18 protein-coding genes are annotated in these 20,250 nt (G+C 52.5%); 5 read left to right on the top strand and 13 right to left on the bottom strand.

The features are described 5' to 3' along the window. Positions 1-96: 96 nt before the first annotated feature. From glnQ to rhtA, 5 genes are all read right to left on the bottom strand, one after another. Entirely contained in the window at positions 97-819 is a 723-nt protein-coding gene (gene glnQ / locus ACQ29O_RS14670; protein WP_000569093.1) for a glutamine ABC transporter ATP-binding protein GlnQ, read from the bottom strand. Continuing rightward, positions 816-1,475 carry a glutamine ABC transporter permease GlnP gene (glnP, locus tag ACQ29O_RS14665; RefSeq protein ID WP_001159076.1) on the bottom strand — a complete coding sequence of 220 codons (660 nt, stop codon included), beginning with the start codon at positions 1,473-1,475 and terminating at the stop codon, positions 816-818. Before glnP ends, glnQ begins: the two co-directional genes overlap by 4 nt. Before the next feature lie 143 nt (positions 1,476-1,618). Beyond that, a complete protein-coding gene (gene glnH, locus ACQ29O_RS14660) occupies positions 1,619-2,365 on the bottom strand; it encodes a glutamine ABC transporter substrate-binding protein GlnH (protein ID WP_000838671.1) in 747 nt (248 codons plus the stop codon). Positions 2,366-2,841: 476 nt separating this feature from the next. Further along, on the bottom strand, positions 2,842-3,345 hold the full coding sequence (gene dps / locus ACQ29O_RS14655) for a DNA starvation/stationary phase protection protein Dps (RefSeq protein ID WP_000100805.1): 504 nt from the start codon (positions 3,343-3,345) through the stop codon (positions 2,842-2,844). A 302-nt stretch (positions 3,346-3,647) separates the two neighbouring features. Continuing rightward, on the bottom strand, positions 3,648-4,535 hold the full coding sequence (gene rhtA / locus ACQ29O_RS14650) for a threonine/homoserine exporter RhtA (protein ID WP_001119554.1): 888 nt from the start codon (positions 4,533-4,535) through the stop codon (positions 3,648-3,650). 353 nt (positions 4,536-4,888) lie between these two features. On the opposite strand from rhtA, the gene ompX reads away from it, so the two are divergent. Beyond that, complete coding sequence (ompX, locus tag ACQ29O_RS14645) at positions 4,889-5,404, top strand: outer membrane protein OmpX (protein ID WP_000716763.1); 516 nt, start codon at positions 4,889-4,891, stop codon at positions 5,402-5,404. Positions 5,405-5,466: 62 nt separating this feature from the next. Here the strand turns inward: ompX and ACQ29O_RS14640 are convergent, their stop codons facing one another. Both ACQ29O_RS14640 and mntS read right to left on the bottom strand, forming a co-directional pair. Next, the gene (locus ACQ29O_RS14640) at positions 5,467-7,047 is read right to left on the bottom strand and encodes a phosphoethanolamine transferase (protein WP_001089324.1); all 1,581 of its coding nucleotides are present in this window, start codon (positions 7,045-7,047) and stop codon (positions 5,467-5,469) included. Positions 7,048-7,311: 264 nt separating this feature from the next. Further along, positions 7,312-7,440: a manganase accumulation protein MntS gene (gene mntS, locus ACQ29O_RS14635; protein WP_001670439.1), complete on the bottom strand. Its 129-nt coding sequence runs from the start codon at positions 7,438-7,440 to the stop codon at positions 7,312-7,314. Between the two features lie 185 nt (positions 7,441-7,625). On the opposite strand from mntS, the gene mntR reads away from it, so the two are divergent. Beyond that, on the top strand, positions 7,626-8,099 hold the full coding sequence (gene mntR / locus ACQ29O_RS14630; RefSeq protein WP_000533542.1) for a manganese-binding transcriptional regulator MntR: 474 nt from the start codon (positions 7,626-7,628) through the stop codon (positions 8,097-8,099). Then, positions 8,096-9,208: an anion transporter gene (locus ACQ29O_RS14625; RefSeq protein ID WP_001046520.1), complete on the top strand. Its 1,113-nt coding sequence runs from the start codon at positions 8,096-8,098 to the stop codon at positions 9,206-9,208. Before mntR ends, ACQ29O_RS14625 begins: the two co-directional genes overlap by 4 nt. Before the next feature lie 43 nt (positions 9,209-9,251). Here the strand turns inward: ACQ29O_RS14625 and ldtB are convergent, their stop codons facing one another. Next, positions 9,252-10,172: a L,D-transpeptidase gene (gene ldtB / locus ACQ29O_RS14620; protein ID WP_001056404.1), complete on the bottom strand. Its 921-nt coding sequence runs from the start codon at positions 10,170-10,172 to the stop codon at positions 9,252-9,254. A 218-nt stretch (positions 10,173-10,390) separates the two neighbouring features. On the opposite strand from ldtB, the gene ACQ29O_RS14615 reads away from it, so the two are divergent. Continuing rightward, a complete protein-coding gene (locus ACQ29O_RS14615) occupies positions 10,391-11,986 on the top strand; it encodes an ABC-F family ATPase (protein WP_000961480.1) in 1,596 nt (531 codons plus the stop codon). A 121-nt stretch (positions 11,987-12,107) separates the two neighbouring features. Here the strand turns inward: ACQ29O_RS14615 and ACQ29O_RS14610 are convergent, their stop codons facing one another. After that, entirely contained in the window at positions 12,108-13,373 is a 1,266-nt protein-coding gene (locus ACQ29O_RS14610; RefSeq protein ID WP_020937058.1) for a DUF1479 domain-containing protein, read from the bottom strand. A 261-nt stretch (positions 13,374-13,634) separates the two neighbouring features. On the opposite strand from ACQ29O_RS14610, the gene ACQ29O_RS14605 reads away from it, so the two are divergent. Further along, entirely contained in the window at positions 13,635-14,444 is an 810-nt protein-coding gene (locus ACQ29O_RS14605) for a Cof-type HAD-IIB family hydrolase (protein WP_253336222.1), read from the top strand. 77 nt (positions 14,445-14,521) lie between these two features. Here ACQ29O_RS14605 and ACQ29O_RS14600 read toward each other — a convergent pair whose 3' ends face one another. The 4 genes from ACQ29O_RS14600 to moeA form a co-directional block, all read right to left on the bottom strand. Further along, entirely contained in the window at positions 14,522-16,954 is a 2,433-nt protein-coding gene (locus ACQ29O_RS14600; RefSeq protein ID WP_000192661.1) for a glycyl radical protein, read from the bottom strand. Positions 16,955-16,959: 5 nt separating this feature from the next. Next, positions 16,960-17,859 (bottom strand): glycyl-radical enzyme activating protein, encoded by a 900-nt coding sequence (locus ACQ29O_RS14595; protein ID WP_000576953.1) that lies wholly within the window; start codon positions 17,857-17,859, stop codon positions 16,960-16,962. Between the two features lie 277 nt (positions 17,860-18,136). Beyond that, the gene (gene moeB, locus ACQ29O_RS14590; RefSeq protein ID WP_000829289.1) at positions 18,137-18,886 is read right to left on the bottom strand and encodes a molybdopterin-synthase adenylyltransferase MoeB; all 750 of its coding nucleotides are present in this window, start codon (positions 18,884-18,886) and stop codon (positions 18,137-18,139) included. After that, the gene (moeA, locus tag ACQ29O_RS14585; protein WP_000395783.1) at positions 18,886-20,121 is read right to left on the bottom strand and encodes a molybdopterin molybdotransferase MoeA; all 1,236 of its coding nucleotides are present in this window, start codon (positions 20,119-20,121) and stop codon (positions 18,886-18,888) included. The genes moeB and moeA overlap by 1 nt, the downstream gene beginning before the upstream one ends. Positions 20,122-20,250 lie beyond the last annotated feature (129 nt).

Here is a 20,250-nt window from a genome sequence, read left to right as displayed (position 1 = left end):
ACGCAAAACACTAAGTATAGATGGCGCAGGGGAGGGAAAATGAAATGGGACTATTCCATGATGCCCTTCCTGCCGCAGGGCTGGAAGGGCGATATCTCAGGAGACGTGCTGTAAAAATTCCTGTAAACGTGGGCTTGGCGGGTTTTCGATCAACGCCTGCGGACTGCCATCTTCGGCAATACGGCCTTTATCGATGAAAATCAGCCGTGAGGCGACTTTTTCGGCAAAGCCGATTTCGTGAGTGACAATGACCATGGTCATGCCTTCTTCCGCCAGATCCTGCATGACTTTCAGCACTTCATGGCGCAGTTCAGGGTCCAGAGCGGAGGTTGGCTCGTCAAAGAGCATCATTTTCGGCTTCACTGCCAGCGCTCGGGCAATGGCGACGCGCTGTTGTTGACCGCCGGAAAGCTCGGAGGGGTAGTGATGCGCCCGTTCCGCCAGTCCAACTTTCGCTAACAGAGCTTTCGCCTGTTTTTCCGCTTCTTCTTTCTTTACGCCGCGCACGCGCAGAGGACCGAACATTACGTTTTCGAGCGCGGTCAGATGCGGGAACAGATAAAACTGTTGAAACACCATGCCGGCTTCCTGGCGAATCAGCCGTTCGTCTACTTTAGGATCGTTGACTTTCAGACCATCGACAATCAGATCACCGGAGGTGATCTCTTCCAGTTTATTGATACAGCGTAATAACGTGGATTTACCCGAACCGGAAGGGCCGATAATCACAACCACTTCGCCCTGACGGATGTTTAAATCAATGTTATGTAGCACCTGGGTGGGGCCAAAGTGCTTGGAGACGTTTTTAAATTCAATCACAGGATTTTCATCCTTCTTTCAAGACGACGCAAAATAAAGCTCAGCACCAGCGTAATGATCAAATAGAAGACGGCCACGGCGCTCCAGATTTCCAGGGCGCGAAAGTTACCGGCAATAATTTCCTGGCCCTGACGGGTCAGCTCGGCTACGCCGATAACAATAAACAACGAGGTGTCTTTGATGCTAATGATCCACTGATTGCCCAGCGGCGGCAGCATACGGCGCAGAGCAAGCGGTAAAATAACATGGCGGATGGTTTCCCGGCGAGAAAGGCCCAGCGCCAGACCCGCTTCGCGAAAACCTTTGTGAATGGATAGTACTGCGCCACGAGTAATTTCCGCGATATAAGCGCCGGAGTTAATCATAATTGTCACGACCGCTGCGCTGAACGGATCAATACGCAAATCATTAAATGCCATCGGCAGGGCAAAGTAGATAAACATGACCTGTACAACGATGGGCGTGCCGCGAATAATTTCAATGAAAACCAGGGCGATGTGGTTGGCGAACCAGCCGCCAAACGTACGGGCAAAACCTGCCGCCAGTCCAATAACCAGGCCGCCAGCCAGACCGAGGACCGAGATCCACAGGGTCATTTTAGCGCCCTCAAGCAAAAGCGGAATGGCGGGCCAGATGGCGCTCCAGTCAAACTGCATATGTCGTTCCTGTTACCGTGGTGTAAATAGTCAAATGCTCTATCCGGCGCAGAAATGGCGGAAAGTGTCTTATCCGTCACGGAAAGAGCTGTAGGCCCGGTGAGCGTCCTCACTACCGGGCCACAAGCCAACATCAGGTCGTTTTATTTAGGTTCTGTACCGAACCATTTTTTGTAGATTTCGTTATAGGTGCCATTCTCACGCAGCGTTTTCAGCGCGCCGTTGACTTTCTCGCGCAGTTCATCGCTGCCTTTCGGGAAGGCAACTCCGTATTGCTGTGCTTCCAGCGATTCGCCTACCGCCTTGAACTGGCCGTTGCCTGCGGTTTTGATAAAGTACAGGATGTTCGGCGTATCGTGCAGAACGGCGTCTGCGCGGTTGGTGCCTAATTCCATGTACGCGTTATCAATGTTCGGGAACTGACGCAGGTCTTTGGTTTTGATATTCGCTTTCGCGTAATCCACCGACCCGGTTCCGCTCTTCACGGCAACGACTTTGCCATCGAGGTCTTTAACGCTTTTAATATCGTTATTGTTGGCTTTCACCATCACGAGCAGACCGCTTTTGTAATAGCCATCGGAAAAGTCGATCGCTTTTTTACGCTCGTCCGTAATCGTAATACCCGCCAGCGCCAGATCGATATTTTTGGTTTGTAATGCCGGAATAATGCCGCTGAAATCCATCGGTTTCAGGGTGTAGTCCAGCTTCAGTTCTTTCGCGATAGCGTCCCACAGATCAACATCAAAACCGACGTATTTGTCGCCCTGTTTAAATTCAAACGGAACGAACGCCGTATCGGTTGCCACAACGAGTTTCTTATCCGCGGCGTGCGAAGACACCGCAAAAGCCAGGGTAAGTGCAGCCAGTGAAACTTTTAATAGAGACTTCATAGCATTTCCTTTTCTATCCACGGGGCGATCCCCTGCGAGAACATGTAGCGTAATGAAAAAATCATGCCAATTATGTAACTCATTGTTTTAACAGAAGCGTGAAACATTCCTGTGCACAATAAGTCGGGCAAAACCAGTATGCCGCACCGTTTTGGGGCACTGATTTAGTGCATGAATAACAAAGTAGAGATACAGGGTCTATTTAGCGTAAAAATCGTTGTTAAAACAATCTTTAATTAACGATTGTGTGATGTAATTATTACAAATAATTCACTTTTGTCGGAGGGGAGTACAAGACGTGTGCACTATTTAAGTGCAAAACCCCTGTGCCAGGCAGGGGTATAGGGATGACTTATATACCTGTGTACATCAAGTTGCAGGTGCGTTCGCTTCAGTGACCGACGGAAGTCAGGCTTCTGCGGATTCGCTGCGTTTGTACCTTCCTGCAACTCGAAGTATTCAGGGTAGAGATAGATTTATTCGATGTTGGATTCGATAAACCACAGGAATTTATCGAGGTCGCGTGATGCGGCGGTAAAGATATCGGCAGTGTCTTCATCTTTGGCTTCACCAATAGCTTTGCGAACATCATTAGCGACAACAGCGTAGCGATCGGCCAGTTCTTTTAAGTGATCCTGCACGTTATGGATGTCGAGCGGATAGCTTTTCAGTGGAGTTTTGCTGTTGATAACTTGCGTGGTGCCTAACGCCACACCGCCAAGCTGTACGGCACGCTCGGCCATAGTATCCAGATGATCGGTCAGTGCGGTACGGAAGCCATCCAGCATCTCATGAACGGCAATAAAGTTAGCACCGCGCATGTTCCAGTGGGCCTGTTTCGTGATCAGCGACAGGTCAATGAACTGGATCACCTGACGATTAAGCAACTCAACCGTCGCTTTTTTATCGCTCTCTGATACATCGTTACGGGTATAAAGCAGATTAGACGCTTTTGTTTTTACCAGTTTAGCGGTACTCATAATCTCATATCCTCTTGATGTTTGTGTCCCAGGTAATTAACGAAAATAAGTATAGCACCGGTTTTTAACTTTGCTTTTTTGAATTTACCTATCACTTTAATAGTACAGACAAGATTTAATATTTATTATGATTAAAAATCAATTAGTTAGATGAGTTTGCTGTTTGGTGGGTAATAATTCTCATTTTAATGTAAAAAATGAGAAAAAATATGACAAAAAATGACGAAGTAATAGCGCAATAATAAAAGGTGAATAACGAGGTGATATTCTGCATGATTATGCACATCATGCAGAATAAGAAACTATTTTACGTCAACTTGTTTAATTTGCGGTTCGCGTCGAATCGTTAGGGTAGAACCCATTGAGGCGGCAATGATGGCGCACAGGGCCAGGATTTGTATGCCCGTAAGCGTTTCGCCCAGAAAAATCATCCCGGAAACGGCGGCCAGCGCGGGTTCCATGCTCATCAGCGTACCGAAGGTGCGGGTTGGCAGGCGCGTCAGTGCAATCATTTCCAGTGAATAAGGCAGCGCCGTAGAAAGCACAGCGACCGCTAACCCTAAGGGAAGAATCGACCAGTGCCATAGCGCGTCGCCAGCCTGAACTGCGCCAATCGGCACGAAAATGATGGCGGCAATCAGCGAGCCTACCGCCACCGTGGCCGGACCATGTTCCGCGCCTGCTCGCTGGCCGGTAAGAATATAGACAGCCCAACAGGCGCCAGCGCCGAGCGCCAACGCGGCCCCGGTAAGATCGACGTGAGACATATCTTGCCCTAATGGCAGCAGGAACCAGAGCCCAAGCACAGCCAGTACGACCCAAATAAAATCTACCGGCCGCCGGGATGAAAACAGCGCGACCGCCAGAGGACCGGTAAATTCCAGCGCGACCGCAATACCCAACGGCACCGTCTGAATCGACAGATAGAATAGATAGTTCATCCCGCCCAGCGACAGACCATAAAACAGTAAAGGCAGCCGCTGCTCTTTGGCAAAACGCAAACGCCAGGGTTTGAAAAAGGCGATAAGGATAAGCGTTCCCAACGCCAGACGAAGCGCCGTTACGCCCGGCGCGCCGACAAGAGGAAATAACGATTTTGCCAGTGAAGCGCCACTCTGAATAGAGGACATGGCAATGAGCAAAACCAAAATGGGCAACCAGACTGGTAGTTTACGTGTTGACCCCGGCATCCTTTCTCCTGTCAAAAAATGTCAGTACGAGTAAAGGTGGCAGTGTAATGGAAATTCCCCGGAGCGGTTGAGGATTCGTTGAAAAAAAATCTCCAGGATTCCATAAAATGAACTTAAATTGATGGATAAATAGACTGTTAGTTTAGGAATAATCTGGATGAATGTATCGCGCCACACGCGCATTATTGGTGCAATCAGCCGGAAAAGTGATGTTAATTGAATAAGATAGCGCGATATGGAAACGTTCTGTTACATGAAAGGCGCCCTTAGACACCGTGAATCGCAAAGAGTTTCCCATTAATTTTTGATATATTTAAAACTTAGGACTTACTTGAAGCACATTTGAGGTGGTTATGAAAAAAATTGCATGTCTTTCAGCACTGGCCGCTGTTCTGGCTTTTTCCGCAGGTACTGCAGTAGCTGCTACTTCTACCGTTACCGGTGGTTACGCTCAGAGCGACGCGCAGGGCGTAGCGAATAAAATGAGCGGTTTCAACCTGAAGTATCGTTACGAGCAGGACGACAACCCGCTGGGCGTAATCGGTTCCTTCACCTACACCGAAAAAGATCGTACTAACGGTGCGGGCGATTACAACAAAGGTCAGTACTACGGCATCACTGCCGGCCCGGCTTACCGTCTGAACGATTGGGCGAGCATCTACGGTGTAGTCGGTGTGGGTTACGGTAAATTCCAGACGACCGATTACCCAACCTACAAACATGACACCAGCGATTATGGCTTCTCCTATGGCGCTGGTCTGCAATTCAACCCGATGGAAAATGTTGCTCTGGACTTCTCTTACGAGCAGAGCCGTATTCGTAGCGTTGACGTTGGCACCTGGATTGCTGGCGTAGGTTACCGCTTCTAATCACGTCGGTGAAAATGAAAAATCCGCCTTTCGGGGCGGATTTTTTTTGCCTGAAACGTGCATTATTTTAGTGAAAAAATATCGCTGCCCAGATGGTTATAGTCCACTTTCTGTAATTTGAAATTGGTGATATAAACGGGCCCGGCTTTCTGTTCCGAAATAAATCGATAGCGATTTTTGATCTCTTTAGCGCTAATTCCTGTCCATTGCGAGAAAAAACTCAGGAAATCGTTCGCGGAACGGCGAGCTTTAATGATCCGATGCGCTTTACTGTCGCTGGATAGCACCATAAACGGCACCTGGAAGTTTTGCTGGAATTTGTCGTCATGCGCCAGGTACTGTACCGCTTTGCCGCGTTCTTTAAACGCCAGCCCGTGATCGGAGAAATAGACGAGCGAAAAACTGTCGCCGCTATGACGAAGCTGAGTATAGAGCTGACGGAGCAAATTGTCGGTTTGCGTCATGGTGTATAAATAACAAGACGTCTCTTTCGACTGGACAAACGTCGCGTATTTTCCCTGAGTACGGTCGCAGGCCTGGGGATGCGATCCCATTAAATGCAACACAATCAACTGCGGTTGCGTGCGTTCTGTCGCCAATACCTGCGCCGTCATGGTTAACAGCGCGTCGTCGCGAGTATTTTTATCCGCTTCAAAATCGCCGTTTTTCAGGAAATGCGCTTCATCGGCGCGTTTGGCGATACTGGCGATGGCCGTGTCGTATTCGCCGATTTGCCCCTGATTGGAAAACCACCATGTCTGAAAACCGGCGCGGTTAGCCAGCGTGACGAAATTATCCTGATACTGCGGTTTGTTAACCACCACGCGATTGAGCGTTAAACCGAGCGATTTTTGCGTTGAGCCGCTGGCGGCGATGTAATCCATAAAGAAGTCGCCATTCACATGGCTGGCGAAGGGGGTATTATCCCAGTGGCCGCCGAAAGCGCCCATGGCATCCCGTCGCGCGCTTTCACCAATCACCACGACATAGATGTGATATCTGGGTTTCACCGCAGTAACCGTCCAGCTATCTTTTATGCCGGATAGCTGCGCCATACGGTGCTGCTCTTCAATGACTTCGTTGTTATTGACGATAACGTCTTTGGCGAAGCGAAAAACCGGATAGCCGGTATCAATAACCTTAAAAACGCCGCCCCAGGACAGATTTTGTATCGGCGCGACGAAAAATGCCGCGACGCTGATCAGCAGGCACAGGCTGTCGAGGCTATTCCAGCGCGGCCTGACCTCTTCTTTTCGGCGGCGAAGCGCAATAATACCCAGCGCAAAAATAAAAAGTCCGGTCAGGTAGCTATACCACGGGAAGATGGTCAGGATTTCGCTCGACTCTTCCATATTGGTGGAGTGCAGCGCCAGCAGCGTATTAAAGTTCGGCGCGCCGTAAGCCTGGCCAAAGGGAAAATAGCAAGCGGCTACCAGCGAACAGATGCCGAGCAGCGCTTTTTGTCCGCGGGGCAGGTAGCGCCAGAGTAACAGCAACAGGCAGGTAAACGCCGCGGTATAAAGCAGGCTAAAGGGGTAGCCGAGCGCGAGGTTAATCAGCAGCGACTGTAAAAAGTAGAGGCCCGCCCACGGGCTTACAGCCCGACGACGGGCCAGAAGTGAATCGATAAGGGTTGAATTCATATGCCACTATTGCAAAAACGCCATGTGCTAACCCTGGCGCGAAGGGTCATTACCTGCCTGATTATGCGTAAAAAAGGTATTGGGTTCGCAACGGCGAGTCGCAAAATATTCAGGGCTGCCAGAAGATAGAGCGTGCGGGTAAGAAGGTCAACCGCCGGAAAGAAAATGTTTTGCGAAGAGAATAGCAAAACCACAAAAAAACAGGGGAAATGGGCGCCATTTCCGTTGAGGATGCAAAATAAAGCGGCGTACCGCACCGCCGCGTTATTTCGTGGAAGGGTTATCCTGCTCCGGTTTGCCGTTGAGCATATCGCACAACATAGAGAGCAGCATTAACCGGACTTTAAAGGGAGAGTGACTGAACACGCGTATACACCTCTTAAATTCGTTCATATAAACCTCCTGATGTTTCTATCCCATCGATCCGTGAGGGATGTCTGCATTACATACAGATATAGCACAGGCTATGTTTTATAGCTATTGCTAAAACGTTAATTTTTTGTGCCCGGACAACTCTGGTTTACAATGAGCGCTCTGTCAGCTGACGCGTTAACGCGTCACAGAAACGAGGAAGCAAAATGGGTCGTCGCGCAGGTACGCCAACAACAAAAAAAGTGACGCAATTGGTGAACGTAGAAGAACACGTTGAAGGATTTCGTCAGGTCAGAGAGGCGCATCGCCGTGAGTTGATAGACGATTACGTTGAGCTGATTTCCGATTTAATTATTGAGGTAGGGGAAGCGCGTCAGGTGGATATGGCGGCTCGGCTCGGCGTCTCCCAGCCAACTGTGGCCAAAATGCTTAAGCGCCTGGCATCGTTAGGATTTATTCAAATGATCCCCTGGCGCGGCGTTTTTCTGACGCCGGAAGGGGAGAAGCTGGCGCAGGAAAGCCGCGAGCGGCACCAAATTGTCGAAAATTTTTTACTGGTGTTAGGCGTAAGTCCGGAGATCGCGCGTCGTGATGCGGAAGGGATGGAACACCATGTCAGCCAGGAGACATTGGATGCCTTTTTGGCCTTCACGCAACAGCATGGAACATCTGCAGAATGAATCTGGCCTTTTTACGGGCGCTGCGGCGTGACCGTTTTTTTCAGTTGTTGATCATTGTGGGGATGGCGTTAAGCCTGTTTGTTCCTTTTGCGCCCCGCGCCTGGCCTGGCGCGATTGACTGGCACACCATTATTACCCTCAGTGGGTTAATGTTGCTCACTAAAGGCGTTGAGCTGAGCGGCTATTTTGATGTGCTGGGACGCAAGATGACGCGCCGATTTCATACCGAGCGGCAACTGGCGATGTTCCTGGTGCTGGCTGCGGCGGCGCTGTCGACCTTTCTGACAAACGATGTCGCGCTGTTTATCGTTGTGCCGCTGACGATAACGTTAAAAAAACTGTGCGCGATTCCGGTCAACCGATTGATTATTTTTGAAGCGTTGGCGGTGAACGCCGGTTCGCTGCTGACGCCTGTCGGTAATCCGCAAAATATTCTGTTGTGGGGACGCTCCGGCTTAACCTTTGCTGAATTTAGCGGGCAAATGGCGCCGCTTGCCGTCATGATGATGCTGACGTTACTGCTCCTGTGCTGGTTTTGTTTTCCGGGTAGGGCGTTACAGTATCATACCGGTACGCGTTCGCCGCAGTGGCAGCCCCGTCTGGTGTGGAGTTGCCTGGCATTATATGTCGTTTTTCTTACCGCGCTGGAGCTCAGGCAAGAGTTATGGGGACTGGTGTTGGTGGCGGCTGGGTTTATTGTGCTGGCGCGCAGGGTGATAGCCAGCGTGGACTGGACGCTGCTGCTGGTATTTATGGCGATGTTTATTGATGTCCATCTGCTAACGCAATTGCCGGCGTTGCAGGGCGTTTTCAACCAGGTTGGCGCACTGTCTCACCTGGGGCTTTGGCTAACCGCTATCGGCCTGTCGCAGGTTATCAGTAATGTGCCCAGTACCATTCTCCTGCTGAACTATGTACCGGCCTCGACGTTGCTGGCGTGGGCGGTGAATATCGGCGGGTTTGGTCTGCTGCCGGGATCGCTGGCAAATCTTATTGCTTTACGGATGGCGAACGATCGCCGAATCTGGTGGCGATTTCATTTCTATTCGCTGCCGATGCTGGCATGGGCGGCGCTGGTGGGATATGGATTATTGCAACTGATGCCGTAAGAGAAGCCCGATAGTGTCTATCGGGCTTCGCAGGCAGAGTCTGTCAGTTCAGACGAACCGGCATCCCGGAACGATCCTGAACTGCCTGTTGTACGACGGTCTGATCAACGTCAGGCTCGTTGGTGACGGCCAGGATACTCTTATTAAGCGTGATCGGCACCGCTTCCTTACCTTCAAACTGCGCTTCCGTCGTTGACAGCGGGTTATGCACCTCAATGTAACGGCTACCGTCCGGCTCGGTGGTGGCTTTTACCGGTTCATCGATAAACTGCACGCGGGTACCGACCGGCACATTTTCAAACAGGAATTTGATATCGTCGTTGCGCAGACGTACGCAGCCGTGGCTCACGCGAAGCCCGATGCCGAAGTTGGCGTTGGTGCCGTGAATAGCATACAGGCGACCGATGTACAGCGCGTACAGGCCCATCGGGTTATCCGGGCCCGCAGGTACGACGGCAGGCAGCGGCTCGCCGGCGGCGCGATATTCAGCGTGCATTTTTGCCGTAGGCGTCCAGGTCGGACCGGCTTTTTTACGTTCAACTTTGGTCGTCCAGTTGATAGGCGTGTCTTTACCTAACTGACCGATCCCAATCGGCAGGACGATAACGGTGTTTGTGCCTTTCGGGTAGTAATAGAGGCGCATTTCCGCGCTATTGATGATAATGCCTTCGTGTACGGTATCCGGCAGGATCAGCTGCTGCGGAATATTCAGCACGGTACCGCCCTTCGGCAGGAAGGTATCCACGCCCGGGTTGGCTTCCAGCATGTTGGACAGCCCCATCTGATACTCCGCGGCAAAATACTCCAGCGGCTGGGTATTGCCCTCAGGAACGGTGATGACCTGATTTTGCCCAATTAAACGGCTACCATCGGTAGGCAGCGGGTAAGTGACTGCTGAGGCTGTTTTACAAAAACCAACTACAGCGAAAGCCGCCGCGAAAAGCGTTGTTAATTTCATATTCATGTTATGCGAGATTCTGTGCCAAGCAGGCTAGTAGGTTGAGAATTCTGTCATGTTGGGAGCGCATTATAGGTGCATTCCAGTAAACAGGGAATTCAGATGTGTACGAAATCACGTTTTTTTCCCTTACGGTTCAGTGTAGCCCTTTGTACAGGGCGCGATCTTATTTCAGACTTGTGGCATAATAAGCGGTTTGTCACATCTTTTTTCAGGATAAGCCTGTGTTAGTTTCCAGCAACGTTACCATGCAGTTCGGCAGTAAGCCGCTGTTCGAAAACATTTCCGTCAAATTTGGCGGCGGCAACCGTTACGGCCTGATCGGCGCCAACGGTAGCGGAAAGTCCACTTTTATGAAAATCCTCGGCGGCGACCTGGAGCCGACGCTGGGCAATGTTTCCCTCGATCCGAATGAGCGCATCGGTAAGCTGCGTCAGGACCAGTTCGCTTTTGAAACATTCACCGTACTTGATACTGTCATTATGGGGCATGGCGAACTGTGGGAAGTCAAGCAGGAGCGCGACCGTATCTACGCCTTGCCGGAAATGAGCGAAGAAGACGGCTATAAAGTCGCCGATCTGGAAGTAAAATACGGCGAGATGGACGGTTATTCCGCTGAGGCGCGCGCGGGCGAACTGCTGTTGGGGGTGGGCATCCCGCTGGAGCAGCATTACGGTCTGATGAGTGAAGTCGCGCCAGGCTGGAAATTACGTGTGCTGCTGGCGCAGGCGTTATTCTCTAATCCGGACATCCTGTTGCTCGACGAACCGACCAACAACCTGGATATTGATACTATCCGTTGGCTGGAGCAGGTGCTGAACGAGCGCGACAGCACGATGATCATCATTTCGCACGACCGTCACTTCCTGAACATGGTTTGTACGCATATGGCGGATCTGGATTATGGCGACTTGCGCGTCTATCCGGGTAACTATGATGAGTATATGACGGCGGCGACCCAGGCGCGTGAACGTCTGTTGGCCGATAATGCGAAGAAAAAAGCGCAAATTGCCGAGCTGCAATCTTTTGTTAGCCGTTTTAGCGCCAATGCCTCTAAATCGCGTCAGGCAACGTCGCGCGCGCGGCAGATTGATAAAATCAAGCTGGAAGAGGTGAAAGCCTCCAGCCGTCAGAACCCGTTCATCCGTTTTGAGCAGGATAAAAAACTGTTCCGTAACGCTCTGGAAGTGGAAGCGTTGACGAAAGGTTTTGATAACGGTCCGCTGTTTAAAAATGTCAATTTGCTGCTCGAAGTCGGGGAGAAGCTGGCGGTACTCGGCACCAATGGCGTGGGTAAATCTACGCTGCTGAAGACGCTGGTTGGCGATCTGGACGCCGATCACGGCACCGTTAAATGGTCGGAAAACGCGCGTATTGGTTACTACGCGCAGGACCACGAATATGAATTCGAAAATGACCTGACGGTGTTTGAATGGATGAGTCAGTGGAAGCAGGAAGGCGACGACGAGCAGGCAGTGCGCAGTATTCTGGGCCGCCTGTTATTTAGCCAGGATGATATCAAAAAGCCTGCGAAAGTCCTCTCCGGTGGCGAGAAGGGCCGTATGCTGTTCGGCAAACTGATGATGCAAAAGCCGAATATCCTGATCATGGACGAACCGACTAACCACCTGGATATGGAGTCGATCGAATCGCTGAATATGGCGCTGGAGCTGTATCAGGGCACGCTGATCTTTGTTTCGCACGACCGTGAGTTCGTCAGCTCGCTGGCAACCCGCGTCATTGAAATTACGCCGGAGCGCGTGGTGGACTTCAGCGGCAACTACGACGATTATTTGCGTAGTAAAGGGATTGAAAGCTAAACACTGACGCCCGGTGGCGCTGTGCTTACCGGGCCTACGTATCCTGGCGCGTAGGTTCGGTAAGACGGGTGCGCCCAGGCAAAGGGCACACCGCAGGTGAGCGGGAAGGGCGGTACGACCGTCAAACGTCCATACCTAATGCCCGCTTGCCGTGAATATTCAGATCGCGCAGCGTGAAGCGCCCTTCCCAGGTGGTTTCATAGTCCTCGCGCGGGAAATCGCCCGGTGATGCGCCTGTCTCCAGCGCCGCTTTCACCTTACGCGCATAGGCCAGATTTTTCTCACACATTGGCGCGGCAGGAATGTACATCACATTGCCCCAGCCCTGCTGATTTTCGACGGAGGCGACGGAGTGGATGACATCGCAATGCCACCACACGGAATCCCCGGCTTCCAGCGGCGGAATGCTGGTTAACGCCGCCATCAGTAAAGGATGCCACTGTTCAGAAATCGGCAGCACCCGGCCCGGCGCGACGCCGCATAATTCATCTTCCGGGACATCATCCAGCAGCGGGCGCAGCAGAATATACGCCATCGCCTCCGGGATAGGGACGACATGAAGCAACCCCTGACCGGGCAGCATATCGGAGAGCGCGGTCCAGCCCTGGAAGGTGCGAAATACCGAGCATTTGGTGGTGTTATCCACCGTATACTCTTCAACTTCGGTACGGTGTGCCGCATTCCACGGATCGTACTGCTCGACGTTGCCGTTAAACACGCTGGCGAATACCCGCTGATAGGCTGGCAGCAGCCAGCGCTCCAGCGCACCGGAGTCGGTATGCGCCCCCAGTCCTTTGGATGTGGTGCCCGGCGGGCGGCGGCGGATGCGATCCGGGTAAATGATGCTGATATCCGGATTAAACCATCGCTTGCCGTCGTGCTCTACCTGCCATAGACGGTTGAGGAACGACTGCGCCAGCGCCATCTCTTCACTTTGGCGGGCCTGCATTTGCGCCTGCGACCAGTAGACAGGATAGATTTCAGGCCGGGAGGCGCTCAGCGTACCGAAAAAATTATCCCCCGGTCCTTTATACACCTCGTCAAAATGGTTCTTGTCCAGATAGTCGAGCATCGACTGGTCCCATGCCAGCGCCTGTTCGCGTGGAAAATGACCTTTAATCACCGCGCACCCGCGGCGCTTAACCTCGGCGCGGGTGGCATCGCTAATGTTGCCCATCGCCAGTTCGCTAAAAGGGATAATTGGCCATACCGGCTGCCCCTGCGCCTTCAGATCGTTAATTTCCGCCACCCGGGCTGCTATGGTGGCGCTCAAACGGTCGAACACCGCCTGTACGTCGCCGATTTGCGCGCGTAGCTCCTGCTTCATCTGACGAATGGCCGCTTTTGGGTCGGCGGGTAGCGTTTCGTGGGTAAAAGGAGTCGTCATATCAACCTCATCATCTTTCGCTCGAAAGTAAAATTAGTTACATCTGATACTTTAAGTTAAAATAAGGTTAATGCAAGTTTAAAATATTGCAGGAGCGCACAAGGAGAGAAGCGAGAGAAAAACGTAAGGTGGCCAGGACGCCTTAATGTCTTATGCGGCTATTCCTTTCGTTCAGCCACTTTTCATTCGAAATAAATTTGTGGTTCTGCTCACATTGTTATTAAAATGTTTCTGGTCGCAGTTACAGCCAGGAGCTTAAGTATGACCGTTAACGTTGTCGTTACCGATATGGACGGCACTTTTCTCGACGATGCCAAGCAGTACGATCGTGTACGCTTCATGGCGCAATACCAGGAACTGAAAAAACGTAATATCGAATTTGTAGTCGCCAGCGGTAATCAGTACTACCAGTTGATCTCCTTCTTCCCCGAGCTGAAAGACGAAATTTCCTTTGTCGCAGAAAATGGCGCGCTGGTGTATGAACATGGCAAGCAGTTGTTTCACAGGGAGCTAACCCAACATGAATCGCGTATTGTGATTGGCGAACTGCTGAAGGATAAGCAACTTAATTTTGTCGCCTGCGGTCTGAAAAGCGCTTATGTCAGCAAAAACGCTCCCGAGACTTTCGTGGCGCTGATGGCCAAACATTATCACCGCCTGCAGCCGGTAAACGATTATCACGACATTGACGATATCCTGTTTAAGTTCTCCCTGAATTTGCCCGATGAACAAATTCCGCTGGTTATCGACAAACTGCACGTATCTCTGGATGGCATCATGAAGCCCGTCACCAGCGGCTTCGGTTTTATCGACCTGATTATCCCGGGACTGCATAAAGCGAATGGCATCAGTCGTCTGTTAAAGCGCTGGAACAGGTCGCCACAGAATGTCGTCGCCATTGGCGACAGCGGTAATGATGCGGAAATGTTGAAAATGACGCATTACTCTTTTGCCATGGGCAATGCCGCAGACAATATCAAAGCGCTTTCACGTTATCACACTGATGATAATAACCATCAAGGCGCGCTCAACGTCATTCAGGCCGTGCTTGACGGCACCGATCCCTTCTGATTAACAGGACTGCGTAGGCCTATTAAACGTAGCGCCATCAGGCAGTTCGGACATATTGCCGATGGCGCCAGGGTAAATTACAGCATATGTTCGGTACGGGCGATGATATCGTCCTGCGCATCCGGCGACAGCGCGGTGAAGAAGGCGGAGTAGCCTGCCACACGCACGACCAGATCGCGGTACTGGTCTGGATGTTTTTTCGCATCCAACAGCGTTTCGCGTGACACGATGTTGTACTGAATATGCCAGCCTTTATGCACCTCAAAGAACGTCCGTAGCAGAACCATCAGTTTCTGTTTGTCGGATTCGTTTTCCAGCGTCGTTGGGTTCAGTTTCTGGTTGAGCAGCACGCCGCCGAGAATGGAACCGGTAGGTAATTTGCCTACGGAACCAATCACCGCCGTCGGGCCGAGATGATCCGTACCTGATGCAGGGCTTGCGCCTTCCGCCAGCGGTGTATGCGCTTTGCGACCATCCGGGGTAGCCATAGTCGCGGCGCCAAATGGCACGTTTGCTGAGATAGAGGACGTACCGGCGTAATAGTTGCCGCCCACAGGGCCACGACCGTAGCGCGGGTTATGGTATTGCTTCAGCTCATCAATATAGGTCTGATAAGCGCGCGCCAGCAGGGTATCGACACTGTCATCGTCGTTACCGTACTTCGGCGCGCCGTTAATCAGACGCTGGCGCAGCTGCTCATGGGTCAGCCCGTCAAAGTCATCGGCCAGCGCGGCGGCAAGCTGCTGTTGACCGATAACGCCCTGTTCGAAGACCAGTTTTTTCACGGCGGCGAGGCTGTTGCCCAGGTTGGCGATACCGACCTGGAGACCGGATACCCAGTCATATTTAGCGCCGCCTTGCTTGATACTCTTCGCGCGTTCAATACAGTCATCTACCAGCGCTGAGCACAGAATATCGTGGACGTTCTCTTCCAGCATGGTGTCGACCACATACTCAATTTCGATCGATTTGCGCGTGTAGTAGCGAATTTGGGTATCCCAGGCGGCCATCACTTCGTCAAAATTGTTAAAGTTGCCTGCGGAGAGCGCCTTTTCCTGCGGCAGAAATACCTTGCCGCTGGTGGCGTCGCGACCGCCTTCCAGCGCCGCCAGCATGACGCGGGCGAAGTTAATAAAGCTCATGCCGGTGCAGCGATAACCCCATTTCCCGCCGACGGCGGTTTCGATACAGCCGATCGCCGCGTAATCGTAAGCGTCCTGTGGTTCGATCCCCAACTTGATAAATTCCGGGATGACGATTTCATCATTGTTAAACGCCGGCATCCCAAAGCCGCAGCGGATGACCTGGACGCAGGCGTCAAGGAAATCGTTACTCATTCCGGCGTGATAACGCACACTGAGGTTGGGCTGGGTAGAACGCAGACGTCCACAGGACTCCAGAATGGCGTAAGACAGCGGATTCACTGCGTCCATTGGCTGACCGTTGATGAGATTCTGACCGCCAATGGTGACGTTTTGATACAGCGGGCTGCCTGCGGAAGCTTTAGAGTGCGAACCGGAGCGGATCTTGTTTACTTCCAGCAGTTTCAGCCAGCAGCTGTGCAGCAGTTCAATGGCGTGCTCACGATCCAGCGTCTGGTTTAGTTCTACATCGCGACGATAATAGGGGTAAAGATACTGGTCCATACGACCAAATGACACCGAGTGACCGTTAGACTCAATTTGTAGAATCAGCTGGATGAAGTAGCACAATTGCAGTGCTTGCCAGAAGGTCTGCGGCGGTTGGTGGGCGATCACCTCGCAGTTTTCGGCGATGGTAAGTAGCTCTTTACGACGGCTTTCACGGGACTCTTCGCCCGCCATCTGGCGCGCCAGCGCGGCAAAGCGCGTGATGTGCTGGCTTACCGCGTCGAGCACAATATCAATCGCCTTCAGGAACTGCTCGCCATGCAGATCTTCCAGCACGGTCAGGTTGATGCGTGAGCGGCGCTCGGCGACTTTATCGCGCAGGCCATCAAGCCCTTTTTCCAGCAGCAGCGGGAAGTTCACCGCCAGGTGCGCGTCACCGGAGGTCATATTGCCTTCGGCTTTGATAATGCCAGTCGCCAGAAGCCCTTTTTGTTCATCGGTAAACATGCCGTAGCAGCGATCCTGGACGGTTTGACCGCGCCACCACGGACAGACGTCGTGCAGAATACGTTTGTTTTCTTCACTTACGGAAAAACCTGCGCCGGGCCGGTCTGCCAGGTCGTCGATCTCTTTTTCAATCCACGAGACGGTATATTCCGGGAAAATCGGCGCGGCGCGGACTTCACTTGCCTGGTTGCCGACGATCAGTTCATCGTGTTTTATCCAGATAGTGCGTTCCGCCAGGTGATGGGCCAGCGCCAGCGCGCGGCGTACCGGAATCGGTTTATCCAGATGTTGCTGATACATTTCGGTATAATGTTGCGCGCGCTCGGTACAGACCGGCGGTTTCACGATATGTACCAGCGCGGTTTTGTGCGCCTTAATGCGGTCACTGAGCGTGTCCAGTTTCAGTTGGGTCATGATAATTATCCTCGTAGGGTCGCGGTTAAACCTTTTTGGCAGGCGTACTTCTGGGCAAAATCAAGTAACGCCGGCGCATCCAGTGGTTTATCCGGGGCATGATAGGGCTGACTGAGTAAGTGGTATTTATTAATGCCCAGCGTGTGGTAGGGCAGAAAATGAATTTCCCCGACGTGCAGTTCGTCGGCGGCAAAGTCGGTAATGGCTTTAATGGCCTCCTCATCGGCATTAAATCCCTGAATCAGCGGGACGCGAATCACCATTTTTTTGCCCGCGGCGGCGAGTTTCCTGAGATTTTCCAACACCCGCGAGGCGCTGCCATCGGTCCACTGCTTAAACGGCCCGTCGGCGACATGTTTCAAATCAGCCAGAAACAGATCGATATAAGGCAGTGAGGGCGCAATGTATTTCCATGGAACATGCAGACAGGTCTCAACCGCCGTATGAATACCGGCGTCATGGCTGGCTTTAAACAGCTCTGCCGCCAGCTCCGGCTGCATAAACGGTTCGCCGCCGGAAAGCGTCAGACCGCCGCCGCTGCGATCGTAAAAAGGTTTATCGCGCAGTACCGTCGCCATGATCTCATCCACGCTTTTTATTTCGCCGCACACGGTTAACGCCTGTGTGGGGCAGCAATGCGCCAGGACTGAAAAATGGGCGTCGGTCAGTTTCTCGCGATGGATGAGCAGGCCGTTTAGCGCGCGCTCAATGACGTCCGGCGCGGCTTGCGCGCACAGGTCGCATCCTTCGAGACACAGCCGCGCGTCGTATAACAGATCCTGAGCGCGGGCGCGGCTTTCCGGGTTCTGGCACCAGCGACAGCCCAACGAACAGCCTTTGAGAAATACTACGGTACGGATACCGGGGCCATCGTGGGTAGAATAGCGCTGAATATTGAAGATCATAAACGGCCTCTCTTATTTCATATAAAGATTAAATTACTTTCGAATGAAAGTTATCTTGATGTGCGTCAACGAATGGAGAGGTTCTGACAAAGAGGCGTTAAATGAGGTACAACATCACGGTTTGAGGCTGTGATATGGCGTTTAAGATGATGCCGCGCTGCTTGAGCCGATCGTCAGTCGGAGCTTGGGTAAGCTGGCTTTTCGTCTGATGGCAGTAATTATCTGTTGATACAGCACGGCCATAAACCGTGCTTTGGTATGTTTATCCGTAAAGTGGCTACTGTCCGCAGACTTCACAGCCGGGGTTGCGCATTAACTTCATTTCGCGGAACTGACAGGTCATCGCATCGTACATGACGATTTTTCCGCTAGCGGGCTGACCGTAATGCGCCAGCAGCTTAATGGCCTCCATTGCCTGTAGCGAACCGATCACGCCAATCAGTGGCGCCATCACCCCTGCCTCTACGCAGGTCAGAGCGTTTTCGCCAAACAGACGGCTCAGGCAGCGGTAACAGGGTTCGTTTTCCCGATACGTAAAGACGGTAACTTGTCCTTCCATACGAATTGCCGCGCCGGAGATTAGCGGCACTTTCGCGGTATAGCACCCGGCGTTAAGTTGATTACGTACGCTAACGTTATCAGTACAGTCCAGTACCAGCGAATGCCCGGCAATCAGGCTGGTCATAGCGTCGTCGTCCAGCCGCGCGTTAACGGGCGTAATGGTAATATGCGGGTTGATTCGCGCCAGCGCGTCGCGGGCGGACTCAACCTTTGGCTGCCCGACCGTGGCGTCGCTGTGCAAGGTTTGACGCTGGAGATTGGAAACGGAAACGGTATCAAAATCGAGTAGCGTCAGTTGCCCGACGCCAGCGCCGGCCAGATACTGCGTTGCCGCGCAGCCGAGTCCGCCCAGCCCGACCACTAATACCCGCGCATCTTTTAACGTTTCCTGCCCTTCAAAATCGAAGCCGCGCAGAATAATTTGTCGGTTATAGCGCAGCATCTCCTGGTCGCTAAGTTCCGCCATTACAGGCCTCCGAACAGAGCATTAAACGGCTCGACTTCCACCCATTCTCCCGGCTCAACATTGCCGCGTTCACGCTCCAGCACAATAAAGCAGTTGCCCAGACTAAACGAGCTGAAAATATGTGAACCCTGGTGTCCGGTGGTCGTGACCTCCAGTTCGCCGTTGGCGCTACGTTGCAGAATGCCGCGCTGGAAATCGAGACGCCCCGGCGTTTTCTTCAGGCGAGATGCTGTGCGTACACGCTGGCGCGGCGGCACTGCGCTTGCCGTGTTGCCGCCAAGCTTCGCCAGTAAGGGCTGAACCAGTTGATAAAAAGTGAGCGCCGCAGAGACTGGATTCCCCGGCAGGCCACAGAACCAGCTATTACTGAGCTTGCCGAAGGCAAACGGTTTGCCTGGCTTGATAGCCAGCTTCCAGAAGGCGATTTCGCCCAGCTCCTCAAGGATGGTTTTGGTATAGTCCGCTTCACCAACCGAGACGCCGCCGGAGCTTATCACTACATCGGCCTGGCTGTCGGCGTCGACAAACGCGGCGCGAAGCTTACCGGGATCGTCAGGAATAATGCCTAAATTGATCACTTCGCAGCCAAGCTGTTGCAGCATCAAATGTATAGTTAGACGGTTAGTGTCATAAATTTGTCCCGCCTCCAGCGGCTGGCCCGGAAGCTGGAGCTCGTCGCCGGTCGAGAACAGCGCTACGCGCACTTTACGTACAACCTGTGCATCGGCAATTCCCAGCGACGCCAGCACTGGCAGTTCGGCAGTAGTCAGGCGCGTACCGGCCGGAAAGACCACCGCATCCTGGCGAATATCCTCGCCGCGGCGGCGGATGTTTTGTCCGCAACGAACATCGGCGGTAAAACGCACGCCGTCATCGGTTTGTTCCGTCTGCTCTTGCATAACTACCGCCTCGCAACCTGTCGGCACCGGGGCGCCGGTCATAATGCGAATGCAGGTGCCCGCAGGCCACTCTCCCTGGTAAGGCTGACCGGCAAATGCTTTGCCGGCGACGGGCAGCGGCTTATCGGCGGACAAATCCGCCATACGTACCGCATAACCATCCATAGCTGAATTATCAAAGCCGGGAACATCGAGGGGAGAAACGATATCGGTCGCCAGGATGCGGCCAAAGCAGTTCACCAGCGGCAACGTTTCTACGGCGGTGAGCGGGGTAATACGTGAAAGCATCTGTGTCAGCGCCGTTTCAAGCGGCATCAATCCGGCGGAAAATTCCATGAACATACTCCTGCGAGGCAAAATCGAATCCGGCTATTATGTCAGAAAACAGTGGCGGGCAGTATGCTACCTCGGCCTTAGAGACGGCCTTGCGCCTTTACATACCTTACGCATCTTTCTATATTCAAA

Origin of the sequence: Salmonella sp. GDC200615 (assembly GCF_050574145.1) — a bacterium.
GTDB classification, from domain to species: domain Bacteria; phylum Pseudomonadota; class Gammaproteobacteria; order Enterobacterales; family Enterobacteriaceae; genus Salmonella; species Salmonella enterica.
Note: the sequence above shows the minus strand (reverse complement) of the source record. Positions and strands in the feature narration are given on the sequence as shown.

Excerpts from the sequence above, each read along its gene's own strand:
- glnP (WP_001159076.1), bottom strand. The coding sequence starts at position 1,475 with ATGCAGTTTGACTGGAGCGCCATCTGGCCCGCCATTCCGCTTTTGCTT.
- mntR (WP_000533542.1), top strand. The coding sequence starts at position 7,626 with ATGGGTCGTCGCGCAGGTACGCCAACAACAAAAAAAGTGACGCAATTG.
- ACQ29O_RS14640 (WP_001089324.1), bottom strand. The coding sequence starts at position 7,047 with ATGAATTCAACCCTTATCGATTCACTTCTGGCCCGTCGTCGGGCTGTA.
- ACQ29O_RS14605 (WP_253336222.1), top strand. The coding sequence starts at position 13,635 with ATGACCGTTAACGTTGTCGTTACCGATATGGACGGCACTTTTCTCGAC.
- dps (WP_000100805.1), bottom strand. The coding sequence starts at position 3,345 with ATGAGTACCGCTAAACTGGTAAAAACAAAAGCGTCTAATCTGCTTTAT.
- ACQ29O_RS14600 (WP_000192661.1), bottom strand. The coding sequence starts at position 16,954 with ATGACCCAACTGAAACTGGACACGCTCAGTGACCGCATTAAGGCGCAC.
- ompX (WP_000716763.1), top strand. The coding sequence starts at position 4,889 with ATGAAAAAAATTGCATGTCTTTCAGCACTGGCCGCTGTTCTGGCTTTT.
- mntS (WP_001670439.1), bottom strand. The coding sequence starts at position 7,440 with ATGAACGAATTTAAGAGGTGTATACGCGTGTTCAGTCACTCTCCCTTT.
- ACQ29O_RS14595 (WP_000576953.1), bottom strand. The coding sequence starts at position 17,859 with ATGATCTTCAATATTCAGCGCTATTCTACCCACGATGGCCCCGGTATC.
- ACQ29O_RS14610 (WP_020937058.1), bottom strand. The coding sequence starts at position 13,373 with ATGACGACTCCTTTTACCCACGAAACGCTACCCGCCGACCCAAAAGCG.
- moeA (WP_000395783.1), bottom strand. The coding sequence starts at position 20,121 with ATGGAATTTTCCGCCGGATTGATGCCGCTTGAAACGGCGCTGACACAG.
- moeB (WP_000829289.1), bottom strand. The coding sequence starts at position 18,886 with ATGGCGGAACTTAGCGACCAGGAGATGCTGCGCTATAACCGACAAATT.
- ldtB (WP_001056404.1), bottom strand. The coding sequence starts at position 10,172 with ATGAATATGAAATTAACAACGCTTTTCGCGGCGGCTTTCGCTGTAGTT.
- glnH (WP_000838671.1), bottom strand. The coding sequence starts at position 2,365 with ATGAAGTCTCTATTAAAAGTTTCACTGGCTGCACTTACCCTGGCTTTT.
- rhtA (WP_001119554.1), bottom strand. The coding sequence starts at position 4,535 with ATGCCGGGGTCAACACGTAAACTACCAGTCTGGTTGCCCATTTTGGTT.
- ACQ29O_RS14625 (WP_001046520.1), top strand. The coding sequence starts at position 8,096 with ATGAATCTGGCCTTTTTACGGGCGCTGCGGCGTGACCGTTTTTTTCAG.